This window comes from Prauserella muralis (assembly GCF_003202285.1).
Lineage (GTDB): Bacteria > Actinomycetota > Actinomycetes > Mycobacteriales > Pseudonocardiaceae > Prauserella_B > Prauserella_B muralis.
This window is the reverse complement of sequence record NZ_MASW01000005.1, coordinates 384736-406805: the sequence shown is the minus strand read 5'-3', so window position 1 is coordinate 406805 and position 22070 is coordinate 384736. Positions and strand designations below refer to the sequence as shown.

Here is a 22070-nt window from a genome sequence, read left to right as displayed (position 1 = left end):
CGGATCAGGTCACGTCGTCGGTGCTGCTCGCCGCGCTGGGTTTGGCGGGCGGCTCGTCCTCGACCGTGCTGGGCGTGTACTCGAACGGCGCGGCCTCGTCGTCGGAGAGCTGGTCCCAGCCCTCGTCCTGCCGCTGCCGGTCGCGCTTGCGGTCGTGCAGGCGCGTGACCTGCAGGGCCAGCTCGAACAGCAGCGTCAGCGCACCGGCCAGCGCGATCATCGAGAACGGGTCCGCGGGCGTCACGAACGCGGCGAACACGAACAGGATGAAGATGATGCCCCGCCGCCACTTCTTCATCGTGTCGTAACGGACCACGCCGACCCGGTTGAGCATGATGATCAGCAGCGGCAGCTCGAAGCTCACCCCGAAGATCAGCAGCAGCGACAGCACGAACGAGATGTACTTGTCACCGGTGAACCACGTGGCGAACGCCTCGCCACCGAAGTTGGTCAGCAGCTCCAGGGCGTGCGGCACCATCAGGTAGGCGAGCACGGCGCCCGCCGCGAACAGCACGCTGGCGAACCCGACGAACGTCAGCGCGTACTTGCGCTCCTTCGAGTACAGCCCCGGCGCGATGAACGCCCACAGCTGGTAGAGCCACAGCGGCGCGAACAGCACCGCGCCCGCGGTGAGGCCGACCTTCAACTGGATCATGAAGGCCTCGAAGGGCACGGTCTGCAGCAGCTGGCACTGCTCGCCCCGCGGATACCGCTGATCGGCGGGAATGGCGCAGTACGGGCCGGTCACCAGGTCGCCGAGCGACGGGATGGGACCGACCCGGTTGCTGAACCACAGGAACCCGAGGATGCCACCGGCGATGATCGCCAGCAGCGCGTAGCCGAGACGACGGCGGAACTCGTAGATGTGCTCGATGAGCGTCATCGTGCCGTCGGGGTTGTACCGACGGCTCCGCATCCGCCGCTTACCCGGCCGCATCCGGCGCTTGTCGGAGGAGTCCGTCACGGAGAATTCCGTTCTCTCGCGACCAAACGGCCGTTGTTCAGCTGACGTTCTTCTGGGCCTGGTCCGCGGTCCCGTTCGGCTGCTGGCTCTTCAGCTCGTTCAGCTGGCGCTGCAGATCGGCAAGCTGCTGGTCCTTGTCGTCGGCCTGCGCGGCCGTCGAGGAAGACGCGGAGGAGGACGCGGTCAGCTGCCGGGTCTCGGCGTCGGTGGCCGACGTGTCGGACTCGCCCGACTCGCCGCGCATGTCCTTGGTCTCGGCCTTGAAGATCTTCATGGACTTGCCGATCGACCGCGCGGCGTCCGGAAGCCGTTTGGCGCCGAACAGCAGAACCACGACAAGGACCAGGATGATCAAGTGCCACGGCTGCAATGCACCCATCAGTGGCCTCCCTTACTCGTTCACGATCGATCGTACTGGCTGTGCATCCGTTGTGCGCGAGCGAACACGCCGCTCGCCGACGGCGACCTTGAGCGCCGCCGACCGCGCGCGCAGCAGGCCGAGACGATCGTGGGCACTCGCCGAGACCATGCTCGCCGTCCGGCTGTACGTGCGCAAGGCCCGCACGATCCGGACAGCGGCGATACCGAGAACGAGAATCCCGAGCGCAACGAGCCCGACGCTCAGCACATACAACACGTCGAGGAGTTTACTGGGGCAAGGTGACGGGCAGGTGACGCGCCCGCGCCAGCGCGTCGGCTGCCCGCTGTCGGACAGCTTGCGCCAGCTGGGCGGGCTTCTCGACCCGGACGCCGCCGCCGAGGCCCAGCACGAGCCGCACCATCCAGGACTCGTCGCCGTAGCGCATCCGCACGCGCAACCGCCCGCCGTCCAGCTCCGCGAGCTCCTCACACGGGTAGTACTCGGCGACCCATCGGGTGTCGGGATCCAGCACGAGCTCGGCGTCGGGGTAGCTCTCGTCGGGGGTGAACACCCCGTCGGAGACGTCGGTCGGCCGGGCGTCGGCGGGCGGCCGGGCGGGCTCGTCGAGCACCTCCAGCCGGTCGATGCGGTCCAGCCGGAACATCCGCACCGCCTGAGCGCGCCGGCACCACGCCTCGAGGTAGCTGTTGGCCTGCACGATGAGCAGCCGCATCGGGTCGACGGTGCGCTCGGTGACCTGGTCCTTGGACGCCGTGTAGTAGCGCAGGTGCAGCGCGCGGCCCGCCTGCAACGCGGCACGCACCGTCTCCCGGGTCCGGGCGGTGGCCTCCCGCTCGCGCACCGCGTGGCCCACCACGACCCCGGAGGGCCGGGCATCGCCCGCGGCCGCCTCGATCTTGGCGATCGCCCTGTGCACCGCGTCGGTGTCCACCACGCCCGGCGTCTCGGCGAGCGCCTTCAGCGCGATGACCAGCGCGCTGGCCTCACCGCCGGTGAGCCGCAGCGGCCGGTTCATGCCCGCGTCGTAGGTCACCGACACGGTGTCGCCGTCGAAGGAAAGGTCGATCAGATCGCCCGGCCCGTAGCCGGGCAGCCCGCACATCCACAGCAGCTCCAGGTCCTTGCGCAGCTGCCTGGCGCTGACGTCGAAGTCGTGCGCGGCCTGCTCGATCTTGATGCCCGGCCGCGCGAGCAGGTAGGGCACCAGGGCCAGCAGCCGGGGCAGCCGTTCGGTCGACCCGCTCATCCGTGCTCCCCGTGCACGACGGCCTCCAGCCGGTCCTGCACCGCCTTGGCCAGGACGTCCGGCTCCAGCACGACGACGTCGGGGCCGTGCCCGGCGATCCAGTCGGCGGCGCTTTCCGGGTAGAACAGGTCGATCTCCACCACGTCGCCGTCGTCGGCGCCGACGGTCATCCGGCCCACCACGCGGGCGTGTCTGCGCACCCCGGCGGCCCGGCCCTCGGCCACCCACAGCCGCGCCGTGGCGGCGGGCGAGGGATCGTGCGGCGTCGTGCCCGCCACGAACTCCAGCAGGTTGACGTCCGGAGGCCGGGTCACGGCGCCCGGCTTGCCGACCGCCTTCACCGCGCCGATGATGCGCGAGAGCCGGAAGCAGCGCGGCGCGGCGCGGTCGCGGTCGTGCCCGACGACGTACCAGCGGCCCTTCCACGACACCACGCCCCACGGCTCCAGCGTGCGCGAGCGCCGCTCCGGAGAGTCGGAGCGGCGGTAGTCGAAGCGCACCACCTGCCCCCGCTGCACCGCCGCGAGCAGCGGGGCGAACGCCGGTTCGGTGTGCACCCGCGGCTCCACGAGCGTGGACGGGTTCTCGTCGACCTCCACCCCGGCCGCGCGCAGCTTCACCAGCGCGCCCTGCGCCTGCCCGGTCAGCTCGGGCGAGTCCCACAGCCGCACGGCGAGCGCCACGGCGGCCGCCTCGTCGGGGGCCAGGTCGATCTCGCCGAGTTCGTAGTCGCGGCGCGCGATCCGGTAGCCCTCGACCGAGTCGAACACGGAGTTGCGCCCGGTCTCCAGCGGGATGCCCAGCTCGCGCAGCTCGGTCTTGTCCCGCTCGAACATGCGGGAGAACGCCTCGTCGGTGGCGGCGTCGGCGTATCCGGGCACGATCCCGCGAATCCGCTCGGCGGTCAGGTACTGCCGAGTGGACAGGAGTGCGAGCACCAGGTTGACCAGGCGCTCGGCGCGGGCGGTCGACACCTTGCCAACCCTAGCTCGCGTACCCTGCGGCGCGGGGCAGGTGTCGGCCAGACACGCGCACGTCATCCACGGGCGGCGTCGGCCACGGCCGCGCGCAGCTCGGGGGTCAGCGTTGCGCCGCCGAGACCTTCGGCGAAGATGGTCATCGACCGCACGACGACCTCCTTGCGGACGTCCTCCCCCGCGTCGCTCAGCGCGCCGTCGATCAGCAGCGTGGCCATCCCGTGCACCAGCGACCACGCGGCGAACTCCGCCATCGGACGCCGCTCGGCGGGCAGGTAACCACAGTCGACCAGCTCGTCGAGCACGGTGAGCAGCTTCTGGAACGGGCCGTCGTTGACCTGCTCGTCCACCGGCGGCAGCGGCTTGGCGTCGAGGCAGAACGCCGTGCGGAACAGGCCCGGCTGAGCCAGCGCGAAGTTGAGGTAACCACGCCCGATCGCGGCGAGGTCGCGCAGGGCCCTGGTGACACGGTCGGTGTCCTCGGGGCGGCAGGCCAGCTCCGTGTTCATCGCCTGCGACATGCGCAGCATCGCCTCGTCCCTGGTCGCGTCGAGCAGCTGCTCGTGGCCCGAGAAGTGCCGGTAGGCGGCGGTCGGCGTGACGCCGACCGCCCTGGCGGCCGCGCGGATGGTCACGGCTTGCGGCCCGCCCGTGCGGGCCAGTTCCGCCGCGGCCTCGATGAGCGCGTTGCGCAGGTCGCCGTGGTGATAGCCGGCTCGAACAGAAACTGAGGAACTCACAGCGCAATGTTGACACCCGTGTACATCGGTGGCAAGTTAACGCCTGCCAAGTTTACATGCGTCAACATCGATGACTGGGGTTGCCATGTTCGCTCGTATCGGCCGGTTCGCCGCGGACCACGCCCGCGCGGTGCTGGCGGTCACCGTTCTCGTCCTGGCCGGCGCGGGTGCGCTCGGCTTCACCGCCTTCGGCAAACTGCAGGCGGAAGGCTTCGCCGACCCCGCCGCCGAATCCAGCCTTGCCGCCGACGCCCTCGAAGACCGCTTCGACGGCCCGGCCGACCTCGTCTTCGTCGTCAGCGCCGGCACCGGCACCGTGGACGACCCCGCCGCCAGGGCGGCGGGCGAACGCCTCACCGGCAGGCTCTCCGCCGAACCCGCACTCACCGGCGTCACCTCGTACTTCAGCACCGGCGCCCCACCGCTGCGGTCGCCCGACGGCGACCACGCCCTCGTCACCGCCCGCCTCGCCGACGACCTGGGCGACGCGGGCGACAGCCGCAGCGCCGTGGAGCACCTCGCCGAGCGCTACCGCGGCACCGACGGTCCCATCCGCGTCGACCTCGGAGGAGGCGCCGCCGTCGGCGCCGACATCAGCGACCAAGTCGGCACCGACCTGCTGATCGCCGAATCGATCGCCGTCCCGCTGATCCTCGTGCTGCTCGTGCTCGTCTTCGGCAGCGTCGTCGCCGCCCTGCTCCCGCTGGCCATCGGCGGCATCGCCATCCTCGGCACGTTCGCCGAACTGTCGGTACTCGGCTCGCTCACCGACGTGTCCGTGTTCGCCATCAACCTCACCACCGGCCTCGGGCTCGGCCTCGCCATCGACTACGCGCTGCTGATGGTCAGCCGGTTCCGCGAGGAGCTCGGCGCAGGCCTGGCCACCCGCGACGCGGTGGTCCGCACCGTGCAGACCGCGGGCCGCACCGTCACCTTCGGCGCCATCACCGTGGCCGCCGCGCTGTCGGCGCTGCTGCTGTTCCCGCAGTACTTCCTGCGCTCCTTCGCCTACGCGGGCATCGGCGTCGTGCTCATCGCCATGCTGGCCGCGCTCTTCACCCTGCCCGCCCTGCTCGCCGTCCTCGGCCCGCGCGTCAACGCCGGGGCGCTGCCCTGGCGGCGCCACGCACCGACCACCGTGTCCGGCTTCTGGGGCCGGGTCGCCGGCACCGCCGCCCGCAGGCCGCTGCTGATCGCGGCACCCGCCGTACTGCTGCTCGTGCTCGCCGCGGCCCCGCTGCTGCGGGTCGAGTTCGGCACCCCCGACGAGCGCGTGCTGCCCACCTCCGCCTCCAGCCGGATCGTCGGAGACACCCTGCGGGAGGACTTCCCCGGTGACACCACGCGCGCCGTGCAGGTGGTCACCACCGGCCCCGTCGAGCAGGCCGACGCCGCCGACTACGCCGAACGACTCGCGGCCGTGCCCGGCGTCACCGGCGTGCAGCCCGCCGCCCAGGGCCAGCACTACACCGTCCTCACCGCCGAGGAGTCCCGCTCGGAGGCCGCGCGCCAGGTGGTCGAACACATCCGGGACCTGCCCCCACCACGGGGCGTGGACACACTCGTCGGCGGTGACGCCGCCGTGCTGCTCGACAGCACCACCGCCATCGCCGACCTGCTGCCCTTCGCGCTGGGCCTCATCGCGCTGACCACGTTCGTGCTGCTGTTCCTGTTCACCGGCAGCGTCGTCCAGCCGCTGCGCGCCCTCGTGCTCAACATGCTGGCCCTCTCGGCGACCTTCGGCGTGCTCGTGCTGGTCTTCCAGCAGGGCTGGCTGTCCTCGGTGCTCGGTTTCACCCCGCTGCCGCTGGACACCAGCATGCTCATGCTGCTGTTCTGCATCGCCTTCGGCCTGTCCATGGACTACGAGGTGATCGTCCTCAGCCGCATCAAGGAAGCCCACGACCACGGGGTCGGCACCGTCCACGCGGCCGTCGACGGCCTGTCCCGCACGGGCCGCATCGTCTCGATGGCCGCCGTCCTGCTTGCGGTGAGCTTCTTCGCCTTCGGCACCAGCGGAGTCAGCTTCATCCAGATGTTCGGCATCGGCACCGGCCTGGCCATCCTCGTCGACGCCACCATCGTCCGCGGCCTGCTGGTTCCCGCAAGCCTCCGCCTGCTCGGGCGCGCCGCCTGGTGGGCACCGGGCCCGCTGCGCAGGCTCCACCGCCGCATCGGCCTCACCGAGACGCCACCACCGGCGCCGCGAGACCCACGGAAACCCGTCCAGGTCTGAGGCTCACCCCGCGTGTCGGCCGGCACACCCGGGCGACGGCGGGCTCAGAGCGAGTTGATCAGGCGCTCCACCCGCTCGTCGACCGCCCGGAACGGGTCCTTGCACAGCACGGTGCGCTGCGCCTGGTCGTTGAGCTTGAGGTGCACCCAGTCGACCGTGAAGTCCCGCCCGGCCGCCTGCGCGGCGGCGATGAAGTCGCCGCGCAGCTTGGCCCGCGTGGTCTGCGGCGGGGTATCCTTCGCCAGTTCGATCTCCCCGTCGTCGGTCACCCGCTTGACCAGGCCCTTGCGCTGCAACAGGTCGAACACACCGCGGCCCCGCCGGATGTCGTGGTAGGCCAGATCCAGCTGCGCCACCCTCGGATCCGACAGGTCCAGGTTGTTCTTGCTGCGGTAACGCTCCACCAGCCGGTGCTTGATCGCCCAGTCGATCTCGGTGTCGATCTTTGAGAAGTCCTGCTGCTCGACCGCGTCCAGCGCCCGGCCCCACAACTCGACCACCCGCTCGGCCGTCGGCCCGGAGCCGTTGGTCTGCACGTGCTGCACCGCCCTGGCGTGGTACTCACGCTGGATCTCCAGCGCCGAGGCCTCACGCCCGCCCGCGAGCCGCACCTGCCTGCGCCCGGTCAGGTCGTGACTGATCTCCCGGATCGCCCTGATCGGGTTGTCCAGCGTGAAGTCCCGGAACTGGACACCCTGCTCGATCATCTCCAGCACCAGGTTCGCCGTACCGACCTTCAGCAGTGTCGTCGGCTCGGCCATGTTCGAGTCGCCCACGATGACATGCAGCCTGCGGTAACGCTCGGCATCGGCGTGCGGCTCGTCACGCGTGTTGATGATCGGCCGCGACCGCGTGGTCGCGCTCGACACACCCTCCCAGATGTGCTCGGCACGCTGCGAAAGGCAGTACACGGCGCCCCGCGGCGTCTGCAGCACCTTGCCCGCACCGCACACCAGCTGCCGGGTCACCAGGAACGGCAGCAGCACGTCGGCGATCCGCGAGAACTCCCCGGCCCGCGTGACCAGGTAGTTCTCGTGGCACCCGTAGGAGTTGCCCGCCGAGTCGGTGTTGTTCTTGAACAGGAAGATGTCCCCGCCGATCCCCTCGTCGGCCAGCCGCCGCTCGGCATCGACCAGCAGGTCCTCCAGGATCCGCTCGCCGGCCTTGTCATGCGTGACCAGCTGCGTCAGATCGTCACACTCGGCGGTCGCGTACTCCGGATGCGAGCCCACGTCGAGGTAGAGCCGGGAACCGTTGGACAGGAACACGTTCGAGGACCGACCCCACGACACCACTCGCCGGAAGAGGTACCGCGCCACTTCGTCGGGGGACAACCTGCGCTGACCGTGAAAGGTGCAGGTGACCCCGAACTCGGTTTCGATCCCAAAGATCCGCCGCTGCATCCTTCAAGGGTAGGCGCTAACCGCCGCAGTACGGTGAAGGAAATCGGCGTCGAGACAGTGTCGGTACCGTTGGACACCGTGTTGACCCACGTCAGAACGCGCCTGCGCCAGGTGGGAACCGGCGACCGCAGGCTCATGGCCCGCAGCGCCGCGCTGCCGCCCTCGCGCGCCGACGCCGCCCTCTCCAGGCTGTCCCGCTCCGCCAACAAGGGACGCCTCTGGTGGGCGGTCGCCGCCGTGCTGGCCACCCGCAAGGGCTCCACCCGGCGCGGCGCGCTGCGCGGCGTGGCCGCCATCGCGGGCGCGAGCGCCACCGCGAACCTGCTCGGCAAGCCGCTGTTCCCGCGCAGGCGACCCGCCGCCGAGGCCGTGCCCGAGCACCGCAGGCTGCTCAAACGGCCCACCTCGTCGTCGTTCCCGTCCGGGCACGCCGCCTCCGCCGCCGCGTTCGTCACCGCCGTCACGATGGAATCGCCCCTGACCGGAGCCCTGCTCGCGCCACTCGGCGCCGCCGTCGCCTACTCCCGGGTGCACACCGGCGTGCACTGGCCCAGCGACGTCGGCGCAGGCGCGCTGCTCGGCGTCGCCGCAGGTCTGGGTACCCAACACTGGTGGCCCCTGCACCCCGACACACCGGGCCGCACCGCGCACCGCGCCGAGGCACCCGTCATGCGCGACGGCGAGGACATGCTCGCCGTGGTCAACCCCGGCTCCGGCAACGCCGACGTCGACCCCACCGCCGAGGTCCGGTTCGCCTGGCCCAAGGCCACCCTGCTCTACCCCGACCAGGGCGTGGACATCCGAGGCCAGCTCACCGCCGAGATCCGCCGCCGCGAGGGCTCCGTGCGCGCGCTCGGCGTCGCCGGCGGCGACGGCACCGTCGCCTCGGTGGCCGCCGTCGCCGCCGACTTCGGGCTGCCCCTGGCGCTCATCCCGGCCGGCACGCTCAACCACTTCGCCCGCGACGTCGGCGTCCGCTCGATGCCCGCCGCCGACGCCGCCACCGAGGCGGGCGCCGCCGTCGGCATCGACCTCGGCGAGGTGGAGATCACCGGCAACGGCCAGCGGGTGCGCCGCTGGTTCGTCAACACGGCCAGCCTCGGCGGCTACCCCGAGATGGTGCGGTTGCGCGAGAAAATCCAGCAGCGGCACCCCAAATGGCCCTCGGCGGCCATCGCGACGATCCGCACCCTGCGCCGCGCGCGCCCGCTGCGGGTCCGGTTGAACGGCAAGCCACGCCTCGTCTGGATGGTGTTCGTCGGCAACGGCACCTACGCGCCCAAGGGATTCTGGCCGTCCCGCCGCCCCGCACTCGACACCGGCCTGCTCGACGTGCGCTATCTGCGCGCCGACGTGCCGTACTCACGCGCCCGGTTCGTCCTCGCCGTGCTGACCAAGACGCTCCACGCCAGCCATGTCTACCGGCAGTACGACCTGCCCGCACTCGATGTCGAACTGCTCGACGGCAACCGCCGGGTCGCCACCGACGGCGAGGTCGGCCCGCTCGGCACCCTGTTCCGGTTCCGCTCCCGGCCCAGCGCCCTCACGATCTACCGGCTGTGAGCAGCTACTCCGCCGAGGAGCCGCCGCCCTGCTCGTCGGACTTTCCGGGCTCCTCGCCGTTGCCCTCGGCCCCTGACGAGGGCTCGGCGGACTCCGACGACGCGGCCTTCTCGGTCTTGGCAGGCATGAGCGCGTCCAGGGCCGCACCGGTGATCCGCCGGAACTTCCGCCCCGGCCGATCGCGGTCGAGGATGGCGACCTCCAGTTTGCCGGGCTCGCCGTCACCGTTGCCGCCGGAGGAGCTGTTGCTCGACGGGGCACGCAGAGCCTCCGCCGCCACGCGCAGGCCGGCCGCCAGCTCCATGCCGGCCTCGTAGGTGTCCTTCATCTTGCTGCTGATGGCGTCCGCCTGCCCGCCCATCACGATGAACCTCGGCTCGTCCACGATCGAGCCGTCGTAGGTGAGCCGGTACAGCTCGTCCTCGTCGGTGTTCGCGCCCACCTGCGCCACGCACAGCTCCACCTCGAACGGCTTGAGCTGCTCGGTGAAGATCGTGCTCAGCGTCTGGGCGTACACGTTGGCCAGCGAGCGGGCGCTGACGTCCCTGCGGTCGTACTGGTAACCCTGCAGGTCGACGTAGCGGATCCCGCCCTTGCGCAGGTTCTCGAACTCGCTGTAGCGGCCGACCGCGGCGAAGCCGATCCGGTCGTAGATCTCGGAGACCTTGTGCAGCGTCGGCGACGGGTTCTCCGCGACGAACAGCACCCCGTTCCGGTACTTGAGCACGACGACGCTCCGGCCCCGGGCAATGCCCTTCCTGGCAAGCTCGGAACGCTCGCGCATCAACTGCTCGGGCGAGGCGTACAGCGGCATCGTCACTGGCGTTGGCTCCGCTCTGTGCTGATCGAGGGTGGTCTGGCTTCTTCTCCGCCGGTCCGGGCGCTAGCCGAGCCTGCCCGGCCGCTCGGCCCGGTTCTCGACGACGGTCTGCGCGATCGCCGAGGTCTCCTCCTCGGGCATCTTCACAGCGCCGTGTTCGGCCGTGATGGTGACGACGGTCGGGTAGATCCTGCGCACCAGGTCCGGCCCGCCGGTCGCGGTGTCGTCGTCGGCCGCGTCGTAGAGCGACTCGATCGCCGCGCGCGCCGCCGACTCCGCGTCGGCCTCGGGGTCGTAGAGCTTCTTCAGCGCCGACTTGGCATAGGGCGAGCCCGAGCCGACCGCGTGATATCCGGCGTGCTCCTCGTACCGGCCACCGGTCACGTCGAACGACACGATCCGGCCCGCCCGTTTCGGGTCGCTCGCGTCGATGTCGTAGCCCACGAACAGCGGCAGCACCGCCAGGCCCGCCATCGCGACGTCGAGGTTGCCCTTCACCATGTTGGCGAGCTTGTTGGTCTTGCCGTCGAGCGACAGCGAGACGCCCTCGATCTTCTCGTAGTGGGCCAGCTCCACGGTGTAGAGCCGGACCAGCTCCAGCGCGATGCCCGCCGTGCCCGCGATGCCGACGGCCGAGTACGCGTCCGTGACGTGGATCTTCTCCATGTCACGCGACGCGATGGTGTTGCCGCTGGTGGCCCTGCGGTCGCCGGCGATCAGCACGCCGCCGTTGAACGTCGACGCGACGATCGTGGTGCCGTGCGGCGGCTCGAGCCCGCTGCCGGGCGCGAAGCCGCCCTCGGGGCGCTTGCTCGGCAGCAGGTCAGGCGCCTGCACGCGCAGAAAGTCCACGAAGGACGAGGTCGTCGACGACAGGTAGGCGTGGGGCAGCGCGAAGCCCGAGTTGCGCGGAGTGTGTTCCATGCGTGCTCGTAGTTCCCATCGACGAAGGGTGCGGGACTGCAATCCGGTCAGCAAGCTTATGGGATCGGCCGACCCCGCTCACTCACCGCCCTTTTGCACGTACGCACGCACGAAGTCCTCAGCGTTCTCCTCGAGCACGTCGTCGATCTCGTCGAGAATCGTGTCGACGTCCTCACCGAGCTTCTCGCGGCGTTCCTGGCCTGCCGGCGCGCCGGCCTCGACATCCTCGTCGGAGTCGCCGCCGCCGTGCTTCTCTACCTTCTCCTGAGCCATACTCGCCTCCCGGTGTGGCTGGTACGTCCTAGCCTACCTAGAGCCCCCGACGTTCGGGGGTTTCGTTGGCCTCCGGTGATCTTCCCGGCCCCCGGCTGCCTACTCGGAACTGGTCAGCGCCTCGACCAGTTCCTCCGCGGTCGCGGCCTCGTCGAGCAGCTTGCCGACGTGCGCCTTGGTGCCCCGCAGCGGCTCCAGGGTCGGGATCCGCACCAGCGACTCCTTGCCGACGTCGAAGATCACCGAGTCCCACGAGGCGGCCGCGATGGAGGTGGCGTACTTCTCCAGCGTCCTGCCACGGAAGTAGGCGCGCGTGTCCGACGGCGGGGTCGTGATCGCCGCCTGCACCTCCTCCTCGCTGACCAGCCGCTTCATCGAGCCCCGCGTCACCAGCCGGTTGTACAGGCCCTTGTCGAGGCGCACGTCCGAATACTGCAGGTCGACCAGGTGCAGTCGCGGCGCGGCCCAGCCGAGCTGGTCGCGCTCGCGGTAGGCCTCCAGCAGGCGCAGCTTCGCGGGCCAGTCGAGCCGGTCGGCGCACTCGGCCGGGTCCCTCGCCAGCGCGTCGAGCACCTCGCCCCAGACCCGCAGCACCTCCTTCGACTGCTCGTCGGCGCCCTCCCGCTCCAGGTGGGCCGCCACCATCTCGTGGTAGGCGTACTGCAGGTCGAGCCCGGTGTACTTGCGGCCATTGGCCAGCTCGACCTTCACCTTCAGCGTCGGGTCGTGGCTGATCTGGTGCACGGCACGCACCGGCTCGTCGAGCTTGAGGTCGTCGAACCGCACCCCCGCCTCGATCAGGTCGATGACCAGCGCGGTGGTGCCCAGCTTGAGGAACGTCGAGTACTCGGCGAGGTTCGCGTCGCCGATGATGACGTGCAGCCTGCGGTACTTGTCCGCGTCGGCGTGCGGCTCGTCGCGCGTGTTGATGATGCCGCGCTTGAGCGTGGTCTCCAGGCCGACCTCGACCTCGATGTAGTCAGAGCGCTGGGACAGCTGGAAGCCGGGCTCCTCGCCCTGCGGGCCGATGCCGACCCTGCCGGAGCCGGTGATGACCTGGCGCGAGACGAAGAACGGTGTCAGCCCGGCGATCACCGCGGTGAACGGCGTGGAGCGGGCCATCAAGTAGTTCTCGTGCGTGCCGTAGCTCGCGCCCTTGCCGTCTACGTTGTTCTTGTAGAGCTGCAGCGGCGGCTGCCCGGGCACGGTGGCGGCCCGGATGGCCGCCTCCTCCATCACGCGCTCCCCCGCCTTGTCCCAGATCACGCCGTCGCGCGCGTTGGTGACCTCCGGCGCCGAGTACTCCGGGTGGGCGTGGTCGACGTAGAGCCGGGCCCCGTTGGTGAGGATGACGTTGGCGGCGCCCAGATCCTCCACGTCCGGGTCGTGGCCCTGCTGGCCCGGCCCCGCGAGGTCGAAGCCGCGCGCGTCACGCAACGGGGACTCGACCTCGTAGTCCCACCTCGCCCTGCGGGCCCGCGGGATGTCCGCGGCCGCCGCGTAGGCAAGCACCACCTGGGTGGAGGTCAGCACCGGGTTGGCGGTCGCGTCGCCCGGGACCGCGATCCCGTATTCCACCTCGGTTCCCATGATCCGCCGCATGTCCTCCAGCCTACGGTGCATCGTGCGACCATCCCCCGGTGGGCGGTGACGAGCTTGTTGCGATCTACGACGAGCACGGCGCGGTGACCGGCAGCGCGACCCGCGCCGACATGCGCGCACGGGGGCTGTGGCACGCCGCGTCGATGGTGCTGGTCCGTTCCGGTGACGGCGAGCGGGTCTACGTGCACCGCAGGGCGCCGGACAAGGACGTGTTCCCGTCCGCGTGCGACTGCTGGGCGGGCGGAGTGGTCGCCAGCGGCGAGACCCCGGAGCAGTGCGCCGCGAGGGAGCTCGCCGAGGAGCTGGGCATCCGGGACGTCCCGCTGCGGCCGCTGTTCCGGGTGGTGTTCCGCCGTCCGCCGATCCGCTGCCACGACTTCACGTTCGAGGTGCGCTGGGACGGCCCCGTCGTCCACCAGCCGGAGGAGATCGTCGGCGGCGAGTGGCTGCCGCTGGAGCGGCTCCGCGAGTGGGCGGAGGACCCGGACGGTCCCCTGGTCCCGGACGGCAGGCTCGCGATCCTGGAGTGGTTCCGCAGGCAGAGGTAGCCGGACGCGGATCAGGGGCTGGCCGCGCTGTCGGCCAGGCGCGCCGCCGCCACCGGCGCGAGTCGCCGCACGGCCTCGGCCGCCCGCTGCGCGTCGCCCGCCGTCACCTGGATGCCGGAGAGCACCGTGCCGCCCGCGAGCAGCACGGCGCAGGTCGCGCCCTCGCACCAGGCGCTCTGGCCGTCGATGCCGGGCTGCGCGGGCACGGCCAGCTCCTGCCCCGCGCAGCGCACGCGGGCCGCGAGCACGTCGGCCGCGCGGGCGTCCGGATACACGCTCACCAGCTGCTCCAGAGCCGAGCCCGTCGGATACTCCCAGCGGGCGTCCCGGCTGCCCGCAGGCGACAGCCCGCGAGGCACCTCGGCGAGACAGCCGGAGGCGACCGGAGCCGGCGCCGCCGGCCGCACGCCCTCCGCCGCCACGTCCTCGGCGGTGAGCACGGCGGCACCGGCCGTCTCCGCCAGCGCCACCTCGTCGACGGTCGGCGAGGCAGGCGCCGGTTCCGTCCCCGGCCGGGACGCCGTGGCGGACGGCGCGCTGCGGGGCTGCGCGGCCCTGGTCGTCGTCTCGTCGTAGTAGGTGTCGAGGTCGTTCGGCCGATCGGCGCAGCCGGTCAGGCCGGCCACCGTGAACGCCGCGACGATGATCACCCTGCGTGCTGGACGCACCCCTGTTTGTCCCCTCGAACGGCTCCGGGCAGGGCCCAGACACTAGTCATCGCCAGGCGAGCGCCGAGCGGCGGGCCCAGTAGGCCTCCGGGCTCTCGCGCAGCTCGGCCAGCGTCTCGAGCTCGGCGTCGGTGAGCTCCAGCTCGGCGCCCGCCAGGTTGGCGGCGAGCTGGGCCACGCTCGCGGGGCCGACCAGGACGACGTCCGCCCACGTCTCGGCGTAGGCCGCGGCGAGCGCGATGGCGTCCGGCCGTACGCGCCGGGTCCTCGCCAGCGCGGCCACGGCCGGCGGCGGTTCCACGGCGAGTCTGCCGTTGGCCAGGGTTTCCTTCAGCTGCACGAGCACACCCTCGTCGTGCGCCTCGGCCAGCGCGAGCCCGGCCGAGGGCTCCAGCAGGTTCCACGTCGACTGCACGGCGGTGAACACGCGCCTGCCCGCGACCTCCAGCGTCAGCGCTCTGCGGATGGTGTCGGCCTGCGCGGGTCCCGAGGTGGAGAAGCCGACCCGCACGCCCTCGTCGGCGAGGCCCGCGAGCGCCTCCAGCAGCGGCTCATCGGTGAACAGCGGGCTGTCCGCGGTGAGCGAGTGCACCTGGTAGAGCGACAGCACGCCGCCCAGCAGCGCCGTCGTCTCCCGCCACTGCGCGCGAAAGCGCGCCAGGGAGTGTTCCTTGACCTCGTGCACGGAGGCGTCCGGCCGCCAGTCGCCGACGTAGGCGTAGCCCCACTTGCTGGACACGACCACGTCGCCGTGCCCGCGCGCGGACAGCCAGTCCGCCAGGAACTCCTCGGCCCTGCCGTAGGAACGGGCGGCGTCGACGCGCCGCACCCCGCGGGCGTACGCCTCGTCGAGCACCGCATGCGTCGCCGCCCGCATGGCGCCGACATTCCGCTGGGCAGGCAGCTCCCCCACCCTGCCGACGTTGATGTACGCAGGTCTGCCGAGAGCGGCGAGGCCCACCGCCGTCCGTGCGATGTTGTTCATCGAAGGTCACGGTAACGGGCGGCGGGCACGTCGCCCATAGCCGCGCCGTATAGGTCGTTATACATCCTGGTGACGACGGCGCATGAGCTCGAGGAACTGCTCGGAGCTCAGCACCTCGCGGTGCAGCTTCTCCAGGCGGGCCGCGGGCGCGCGGACGTAGCCCTTGCCGAAGACGGGCGCGATCTGGCGCAGACTCGCCCCCGCCTCCCTGGCGGCGAGCAACGCCCAGTCCGAGGCATTGGCACACGCCGTCGAGGCCTGCCGCAGCTCCCCCAGCAAGGCGATCAGCTCGTCCGCCGGCACCTCCCCCGCCGCCACGGCGAGTGCGGCATTCTCCAGCCAGGCCAGGATGTCGGCCGCGGTGATCGGCGCGTGCAGGGTTTCCGGAGACGCATCAGTCATGCCGCGCAGTATAGGTCGTTATACATCTGACTCGCGCGCCGGATCGGGCAGCAGGCGCTCGACCACGGCGGCGATCAGGTCCTCGCCCGGCCGCTCGGGAAACACGCCCGGCAGCGTCAGCCGCTCGAGCACCAGCCAGTTCAGCGCGAGGTACAGCACGACCACCGTGGTCGCGTCGCCCGGAAGCCCGGCCCGGTCGTGGAAGTCGATGTTGGCCTCCACGTCGGCCCGGATCCGCTCGGTCAGCAGCCTGCGCAGCTCCGGCCTGCGCGTGGCCTCCAGCCGCAGCTCCAGCAACGCGAGGTAGCCCGAACGGAACTCGCTCAACCGCTCCACGATGTCGCGCATCAGCTCGGTGACCCGGCCGCGGTCCCGCGGGCCCTCCAGCGCCGCCGCCACCACGTCCTGCTCCGGCTCCAGTCGCTCGTAGCAGCGGTGTCCGACCTGGATCAGCAGGTCGTCGCGGTTGGCGAAGTAGTTGGACGCCGTGCCGTGGGGGACCTGCGCCTCCGTGTCCACCGACCGGAACGTCAGCCCGCGGGCGCCCTCCCTGGCGAGCACCTCGATGGCCCCGTCGAGCAGAGCTGCTCTCCTGGCGGGATTGTGCCGCATCCCGAGCCTCCCGAACCTCCGTTGACACCACTACGGACATAGTACTACATTCACAGCACTACGGTTAGAGTGGTTTGACTGACGGAGATCCGGATGCGCAAGCTCGTGTACTACGTCGGCATGTCCCTCGACGGGTTCATCGCCGCCCCCGACGGCAGCGCCGACTTCTTTCCCGTCACCCCTGACGTCGTGGGCTTCATCTCCGAGGAGTTCCCCGACACGCTGCCCACGCACGTGCGCGAGCAACTGGGCGTCACCGCGGCCAACCGGCACTTCGACGTCGGCATCCAGGGCCGGGCGACCTACGAGCCCGCGCTGCGCATCGGCGTGACCAGCCCGTTCCCCCACCTGCGTCAGTACGTCGTCAGCAGCACACTGGCCGAGCAACCCGATCCGGCCGTGGAACTGGTGAGCGGCGACGTGGCCGAGCACGTCCGCGCGCTCAAGGCCGAGCAGGGCAGGGACATCTACCTGATCGGCGGCGCCCGCCTGGCAGGCTCGCTACTGCCGGAGATCGACCGGCTGGTGCTCAAGGTCTACCCGGTGGTCGCCGGCGCGGGCGTTCCGTTGTTCAGCGCCGGGTTCTCCCCCACCCCGTTCACGCTCACCGGGACCCGCACGCTCGACAGCGGCACGCTCGTGCTCACCTACGACCGGGCATGAGAACGGGGGCCGTTCCCGCGCGTCGCGCCCGGAACGGCCCCCGTCTCGAACTCCCCTGCCGTCAGAGGTACTGGCCGGTGTTGGTCGCCGTGTCGATGACGCGGCCGGACTCCTGGTTCTTGCCGGTGACAAGCGTGCGGATGTAGACGATCCGCTCGCCCTTCTTGCCCGAGATCCTCGCCCAGTCGTCGGGGTTGGTCGTGTTGGGCAGGTCCTCGTTCTCCGCGAACTCGTCCACGATCGCGTCCAGCAGGTGCTGCACCCGCAGACCGGGCTGCTGGGTCTCCAGCACCGACTTGATCGCCGACTTCTTCGCCCTGTCCACGATGTTCTGGATCATCGCGCCGGAGTTGAAGTCGCGGAAGTAGAGCACTTCCTTGTCACCGTTGGCGTAGGTGACCTCCAGGAACCGGTTGTCGTCGGTCTCCTCGTACATCCGCTCGACGGTGTGCTGGATCATCGCGTCGATCGTGGCCTGCCGGTCGCCGCCGAACTCCAGCAGGTCGTCGGCGTGTATCGGCAGTTCGGGCGTGAGGTACTTCGAGAAGATGTCCTTCGCGCCCTCGGCGTCCGGCCGCTCGATCTTGATCTTGACGTCGAGGCGGCCCGGCCGCAGGATCGCCGGGTCGATCATGTCCTCGCGGTTGGAGGCGCCGATCACGATCACGTTCTCCAGCCCCTCGACGCCGTCGATCTCCGACAGCAGCTGCGGCACGATCGTGGTCTCCACGTCGGAGGACACGCCGCTGCCACGGGTGCGGAAGATCGACTCCATCTCGTCGAAGAAGACGATGACCGGGGTACCGTCCGACGCCTTCTCCCTCGCCCGCTGGAAGATCATGCGGATGTGCCGCTCGGTCTCGCCGACGAACTTGTTGAGCAGCTCCGGACCCTTGATGTTGAGGAAGTACGACTTGGCGTCCGCCGCGTCGCCGCCGCTGCGCGCCTCGGCGACCTTCTTCGCCAGCGAGTTGGCGACGGCCTTGGCGATGAGCGTCTTCCCGCAACCGGGAGGACCGTAGAGCAGCACGCCCTTCGGCGGCCTGAGCTGGTACTCCAGGTAGAGGTCCGAGTGCAGGAACGGCAGCTCCACCGCGTCGCGGATCTGCTCGATCTGCCGGTAGAGACCACCGATGTCCTCGTAGCGGACGTCCGGGACCTCCTCCAGCACCAGGTCCTCGACCTCGGCCTTCGGCACCCGCTCGTACGCGTAGCCGGCCTTGGAGTCGACCAGCAGGGAGTCACCCGGCTTGAGCGTCTGCTCGGCGAGCGGGTCGGCCAGCCAGACCACGCGCTCCTCGTCGGCGTGTCCGACGACCAGCGCCCGCGAGCTGCCGCCCTCGGCGTCGGGCAGCAGGACCTCACGCAGGGCGCACACCTCGCCCGTGCTCTCGAAGCCGCCGCCCTCGACGACGGTCAGCGCCTCGTTCAGCCGGACGCTCTGCCCCCGCCGCAGCGACTCGAGCTCCACCGCGGGCGACACGGAAACCCGCATCTTCCTGCCCGCGGTGTAGACGTCCACGGTGTTGTCCTCGTAGGCGGCGACGAACACGCCGTACCCGCTCGGCGGTTGCGCGAGCCGGTCGACCTCCTCCCGCAGGGCAAGCAGCTGGCTCCGTGCCTCGCGCAACGTCTCGACCAGCTTGTTGTTGCGCTCGGTGAGCTGACTCACGCGCTCGGTCGCCTCGGCGAGCCGCTGCTCGAGCACTCGGTTCTGCCGGGGTGAGTCCGTGAGCTTGCGGCGGAGCAGGGTGACTTCCTCCTCGAGGAAACGAATCTGCCGCGCCTGCTCGCTCGTCGGGCCTCCCGCCGGTCCGGTCCCACTCGGTTCTGAAGAGTCGGCCTCCTCGTGCCGACCTCCGGGAAGGTCGTGTTGCATTTCGGCACCTCCTCGGAATGCTTTTTATCCACGGTACCGGCGATCACCGACATGAAAAGCCCTATCCGCATCACAGGATCGGCGCGTCGCGCGGCTGCGAGGGAGTACCCACACGTCCGGCCGCTGACTCGGAACCCGCTCAGGGACGCGAATTCCGCCGCGTGCACGGTCTCCGATCCGGACATACCGGGCGTTCGCGCGAGACGCCAGCGGGCGCCGTGGCACGCCCGTTACGATCGGTGCCTCGTCCACCTCGTGGACCTGGGGTTTCCGCAGGAAGTGACCGCTAAGGGGCAGTTGATGACCTACCCACCGCAGCCGCCGGGCCAGCCCGGGCAGCCGGGGCAGCCAGGGCCGTACGGGCCGCAGCCGGGCCCGTGGGGCGGACCCGGCCCGCAGGGCCCACCGGGAGGGCCGTTCCCACCCAGTGGACCACACCAGCAGCCGGGCGGCTTTCCCGGGCAGGGACCAACGCAACAATTTGGCCAACCCGGCCCGTACGGGCCGCAGCAGGGCGGCTTCCCCGGCGGCCCTGGAGGCCCCGGCGGCCCTGGAGGCCCTCCGCCGAAGAAGAAGACCGGCCTGATCGTCGGCCTTTCCATCGCCGCCGTCGCCGTCATCGGCGGCGTGATCGCCCTGATCCTGTTCCTGGGCGGCGACGACGAGGACAAGGCCGACGCCCAGGGCGGCAACCAGTCCGGGTCGCCTTCGACGAGCCAGCCCGGCGGCCAGGTGCCCGGCCAGAGCGTGCCGGACCCCTCCGTCAGTGTTCCCGGCTCCGGCGACTCCGGTGACTCCGGCGGGGATGCGTCCTCCGACGACATCGCCGCGGTCGAGGACCTCGCTGACAGGACCGTCGAGGCGCTCAACAACCGCGACGAGGACGCGGCACGAGCGGTCGCCTGCAAGCCGGACTCGGTGGACATGGGCCAGATGCCGCAGGACGCGAACTTCGCCCGCAACGGGGACGTGACGGTGACGGGCGACACCGCCACGATCCCGATGAAGGTCACGGCGGGCGGCCGGACCAGCGAGGGCGACTACTCGGCGAGCAAGAAGTCCAGTGGCTGGTGCATCTCCGGCTGACCACCCCCGCGCGCCGCGGGCCCGCGGGGTGACTAGCCCCTGCTGGGCCTGCGGCGCGGCCGGGGCGTCGTCACACCCTCGGCCAGCCTCCGTGCGGTGAGCAGGAACGCCGTGTGCGCGACCATCCGGTGGTCGGGGCGCACCGCGAGCCCCACCACGTGCCAGGGCCGCAGCAGCGTCTCCCACGACTGCGGCTCGGTCCAGCACTGCTGCTCACGCAGCGCCTCCGTCACCGCCGACAGCTGCGTCACCGTCGCGACGTAGACCACGAGCACTCCGCCGGGCACCAGGTTCTTCGCGACCGTGGGCAGCACCTCCCACGGCGACAGCATGTCGAGCACCACCCGGTCGACCTCGCCGCGGTGCGCGGCCACGTCACCGATCTCGAACGTCCAGTTCGCGGGCCGCTCGCCGAAGAACCGCTCGACGTTGCGCACCGCGTGCTCGGCGTGGTCCTCGCGCACCTCGTAGGAGGTCACGCTGCCCCCGGGCCCCACGGCCCGCAGCAGCGAGCACGTCAGCGCGCCGGAACCGGCGCCCGCCTCCAGCACCCTGGCTCCGGGGAAGACGTCGCCCCACATCACGATCTGTGCGGCGTCCTTCGGGTAGATGACCTGCGCGCCCCGCGGCATCGACAGGACGTAGTCGGGCAGCAGCGGGCGCAGGGCGAGGTACGTGGTGCCCCCCGCCGAGGTCACCACGGAGCCTTCCGGCTTGCCGATGAGCTCGTCGTGCGCCAGCGCCCCGCGATGGGTGTGGTACTCCGCGCCCTCGGCGAGCACGATCGTGTAGTGCCGTCCCTTCGGATCGGTCAACTGCACCCGGTCACCGGCACGAAACGGCCCTGCTGACACCGAACCTCCTGCTCACGACGAACGCCGACACGAGATCGTCGCAGACGCGCGCCACGCCGCGTCAGGCGGTCCGCCTCCCGCGCGCCGACAGCGCGGCCCGCAGGTCCTCCCTGTGCAGCACCCCTGCCGGTTTGCCCTCGTCGTCGACCACGAGGAACTGCCAGGTCGGCACCTCGCGGACCCGCTCGGCGATGTCCTCGCCCGGCTCCGAGAGCAGCAACACGGTCTCGGCCCGGATCGGTTGCGCCGCCAACTCTGCGGGCGCGTTCGGCGTGCCGCCCGCGAGCCGTTCGGCCGCCGCCTCGTCGAGCAGTCCCGCCGCGACCCCGTCGGCGCGGACCAGCACCACTCCCCTGCCCGCCGACGCCGCCAGCGCCGCCGACACGGGGCTCTCCGCGGGCAGCTGCAGCACCGGCCGCATCACCTCGCCCACGCTGAGGCCCTCCGGCCAGCTGCGCCTGCCCTCGGCAGCGACCTCGCTGGTGGCGCCGAGCACCACGAACCACGCCGTCACGACGCACACGCCGAGCCGCAGCCAGCGGTCCTCGCTGCCGTCGGCGAGCCCCCACAGCGCCCACACCAGCAGGCCGACCGACACCAGGCCGCCGCCGAACACGGCCGCCTTCGTGCCCTTGGTGCGCGTTCCGGTGACCGCCCACACACCCGCCCGCAGGAGCCTGCCGCCGTCCAGCGGGAGCCCCGGCAGGAGATTGAACAGGCCGACGGCCAGGTTCGCCACGGCGCACTGCGCGACGAGCAGCCAGACCGGGCCGCCGGGCGGCACGGCGAGCAGCAGCAGCCCGCAGAACACGGCGAGCAGCACCGACACCACCGGGCCCGCCACCGCGACCAGGCCCTCCTCGCCGGGCTTGCGCGGCGTTCGCGCCACCTCCGACAGCCCGCCGAGCAGGAACAGCCGCAGCCTGCGCACCGGGATGCCGAGACGAAGGGCGACGACGCAGTGCCCGAGCTCGTGAGCGAGCACCGAAAGGCCGAGCAGCAGGGCGAAGGCCGCGGCCAGCGCCCACGACATCACCGCGCTCGCCTCGGGCAGGAGCCTGCCGACCAGCGGCTGGTAGAGCACGACGATGATGAGCGAGCCGATCCACCAGGACGGTGCGAGCAGCACGGGCACGCCGTCGACGCGGAAGAGCAGCAGGCCACCGTCCACGGCCCGGGAGCGCCGGGACGTGGACCGGGAGTACTCGCTCGTCGCGTCCACCCGGTGAGCGTAGAACGTCGG

Annotated in this window: 23 protein-coding genes; 5 read left to right on the top strand and 18 right to left on the bottom strand. The window is 71.2% G+C overall.

Going from position 1 to position 22070, the window contains the following annotated elements; genetic code table 11:
- Positions 1-4 precede the first annotated feature (4 nt).
- The 6 genes from tatC to BAY60_RS22605 all read right to left on the bottom strand — a co-directional run bounded on the left by tatC (position 5) and on the right by BAY60_RS22605 (position 4309).
- Positions 5-937, bottom strand: a complete 933-nt coding sequence (tatC, locus tag BAY60_RS22630; protein ID WP_112283539.1) for a twin-arginine translocase subunit TatC — start codon at positions 935-937, stop codon at positions 5-7.
- Between the two features lie 64 nt (positions 938-1001).
- A complete protein-coding gene (gene tatA, locus BAY60_RS22625) occupies positions 1002-1343 on the bottom strand; it encodes a Sec-independent protein translocase subunit TatA (protein WP_112283053.1) in 342 nt (113 codons plus the stop codon).
- Between the two features lie 12 nt (positions 1344-1355).
- The gene (locus BAY60_RS22620; RefSeq protein ID WP_112283052.1) at positions 1356-1601 is read right to left on the bottom strand and encodes a bacteriophage holin; all 246 of its coding nucleotides are present in this window, start codon (positions 1599-1601) and stop codon (positions 1356-1358) included.
- 10 nt (positions 1602-1611) lie between these two features.
- Positions 1612-2592 (bottom strand): helix-turn-helix transcriptional regulator, encoded by a 981-nt coding sequence (locus tag BAY60_RS22615; protein WP_112283051.1) that lies wholly within the window; start codon positions 2590-2592, stop codon positions 1612-1614.
- Positions 2589-3566 carry a helix-turn-helix transcriptional regulator gene (locus tag BAY60_RS22610; RefSeq protein ID WP_112283050.1) on the bottom strand — a complete coding sequence of 326 codons (978 nt, stop codon included), beginning with the start codon at positions 3564-3566 and terminating at the stop codon, positions 2589-2591. The genes BAY60_RS22615 and BAY60_RS22610 overlap by 4 nt, the downstream gene beginning before the upstream one ends.
- Before the next feature lie 62 nt (positions 3567-3628).
- Positions 3629-4309 (bottom strand): TetR/AcrR family transcriptional regulator, encoded by a 681-nt coding sequence (locus BAY60_RS22605; protein ID WP_112283049.1) that lies wholly within the window; start codon positions 4307-4309, stop codon positions 3629-3631.
- An 85-nt stretch (positions 4310-4394) separates the two neighbouring features.
- Here BAY60_RS22605 and BAY60_RS22600 point away from each other — a divergent pair, with 85 nt between their 5' ends.
- Positions 4395-6545 carry an MMPL family transporter gene (locus BAY60_RS22600; protein WP_112283048.1) on the top strand — a complete coding sequence of 717 codons (2151 nt, stop codon included), beginning with the start codon at positions 4395-4397 and terminating at the stop codon, positions 6543-6545.
- A gap of 44 nt (positions 6546-6589) precedes the next feature.
- Here the strand turns inward: BAY60_RS22600 and pafA are convergent, their stop codons facing one another.
- Positions 6590-7948: a Pup--protein ligase gene (gene pafA / locus BAY60_RS22595; protein ID WP_112283047.1), complete on the bottom strand. Its 1359-nt coding sequence runs from the start codon at positions 7946-7948 to the stop codon at positions 6590-6592.
- Positions 7949-8083: 135 nt separating this feature from the next.
- On the opposite strand from pafA, the gene BAY60_RS22590 reads away from it, so the two are divergent.
- Complete coding sequence (locus BAY60_RS22590) at positions 8084-9511, top strand: bifunctional phosphatase PAP2/diacylglycerol kinase family protein (protein ID WP_112283538.1); 1428 nt, start codon at positions 8084-8086, stop codon at positions 9509-9511.
- A gap of 4 nt (positions 9512-9515) precedes the next feature.
- On the opposite strand, the gene prcA is transcribed toward BAY60_RS22590, so the two are convergent.
- The 4 genes from prcA to dop all read right to left on the bottom strand — a co-directional run bounded on the left by prcA (position 9516) and on the right by dop (position 13130).
- Entirely contained in the window at positions 9516-10331 is an 816-nt protein-coding gene (gene prcA, locus BAY60_RS22585) for a proteasome subunit alpha (RefSeq protein ID WP_112283046.1), read from the bottom strand.
- A 63-nt stretch (positions 10332-10394) separates the two neighbouring features.
- Positions 10395-11255, bottom strand: coding sequence for a proteasome subunit beta (gene prcB, locus BAY60_RS22580; protein WP_112283045.1), 861 nt, complete (start codon positions 11253-11255; stop codon positions 10395-10397).
- A gap of 78 nt (positions 11256-11333) precedes the next feature.
- Positions 11334-11528, bottom strand: coding sequence for a ubiquitin-like protein Pup (locus BAY60_RS22575; protein WP_112283044.1), 195 nt, complete (start codon positions 11526-11528; stop codon positions 11334-11336).
- 99 nt (positions 11529-11627) lie between these two features.
- Positions 11628-13130, bottom strand: a complete 1503-nt coding sequence (gene dop, locus BAY60_RS22570) for a depupylase/deamidase Dop (RefSeq protein WP_112283043.1) — start codon at positions 13128-13130, stop codon at positions 11628-11630.
- A 38-nt stretch (positions 13131-13168) separates the two neighbouring features.
- On the opposite strand from dop, the gene BAY60_RS22565 reads away from it, so the two are divergent.
- Entirely contained in the window at positions 13169-13678 is a 510-nt protein-coding gene (locus BAY60_RS22565; RefSeq protein ID WP_245992754.1) for an NUDIX hydrolase, read from the top strand.
- A gap of 11 nt (positions 13679-13689) precedes the next feature.
- On the opposite strand, the gene BAY60_RS37270 is transcribed toward BAY60_RS22565, so the two are convergent.
- From BAY60_RS37270 to BAY60_RS22540, 4 genes are read right to left on the bottom strand one after another with little or no spacing between them, the layout of a single operon-like run.
- Positions 13690-14346 (bottom strand): hypothetical protein, encoded by a 657-nt coding sequence (locus BAY60_RS37270; RefSeq protein ID WP_170160509.1) that lies wholly within the window; start codon positions 14344-14346, stop codon positions 13690-13692.
- Between the two features lie 46 nt (positions 14347-14392).
- Entirely contained in the window at positions 14393-15331 is a 939-nt protein-coding gene (locus BAY60_RS22550; protein ID WP_112283041.1) for an aldo/keto reductase, read from the bottom strand.
- A gap of 57 nt (positions 15332-15388) precedes the next feature.
- Positions 15389-15733, bottom strand: a complete 345-nt coding sequence (locus BAY60_RS22545) for a hypothetical protein (RefSeq protein WP_112283040.1) — start codon at positions 15731-15733, stop codon at positions 15389-15391.
- An 18-nt stretch (positions 15734-15751) separates the two neighbouring features.
- Positions 15752-16345, bottom strand: a complete 594-nt coding sequence (locus BAY60_RS22540; protein ID WP_112283039.1) for a TetR/AcrR family transcriptional regulator — start codon at positions 16343-16345, stop codon at positions 15752-15754.
- Between the two features lie 93 nt (positions 16346-16438).
- On the opposite strand from BAY60_RS22540, the gene BAY60_RS22535 reads away from it, so the two are divergent.
- A complete protein-coding gene (locus tag BAY60_RS22535) occupies positions 16439-17008 on the top strand; it encodes a dihydrofolate reductase family protein (RefSeq protein WP_112283038.1) in 570 nt (189 codons plus the stop codon).
- Positions 17009-17069: 61 nt separating this feature from the next.
- On the opposite strand, the gene arc is transcribed toward BAY60_RS22535, so the two are convergent.
- Complete coding sequence (gene arc / locus BAY60_RS22530; protein ID WP_112283037.1) at positions 17070-18887, bottom strand: proteasome ATPase; 1818 nt, start codon at positions 18885-18887, stop codon at positions 17070-17072.
- A 300-nt stretch (positions 18888-19187) separates the two neighbouring features.
- Between arc and BAY60_RS22520 the strand changes: the two genes are divergently transcribed.
- A complete protein-coding gene (locus BAY60_RS22520) occupies positions 19188-19973 on the top strand; it encodes a flagellar basal body-associated FliL family protein (protein WP_170160508.1) in 786 nt (261 codons plus the stop codon).
- 32 nt (positions 19974-20005) lie between these two features.
- Here BAY60_RS22520 and BAY60_RS22515 read toward each other — a convergent pair whose 3' ends face one another.
- Complete coding sequence (locus tag BAY60_RS22515; RefSeq protein ID WP_112283036.1) at positions 20006-20827, bottom strand: tRNA (adenine-N1)-methyltransferase; 822 nt, start codon at positions 20825-20827, stop codon at positions 20006-20008.
- A gap of 61 nt (positions 20828-20888) precedes the next feature.
- Positions 20889-22049: a site-2 protease family protein gene (locus BAY60_RS22510; RefSeq protein ID WP_245992753.1), complete on the bottom strand. Its 1161-nt coding sequence runs from the start codon at positions 22047-22049 to the stop codon at positions 20889-20891.
- Between the last annotated feature and the right edge of the window lie 21 nt (positions 22050-22070).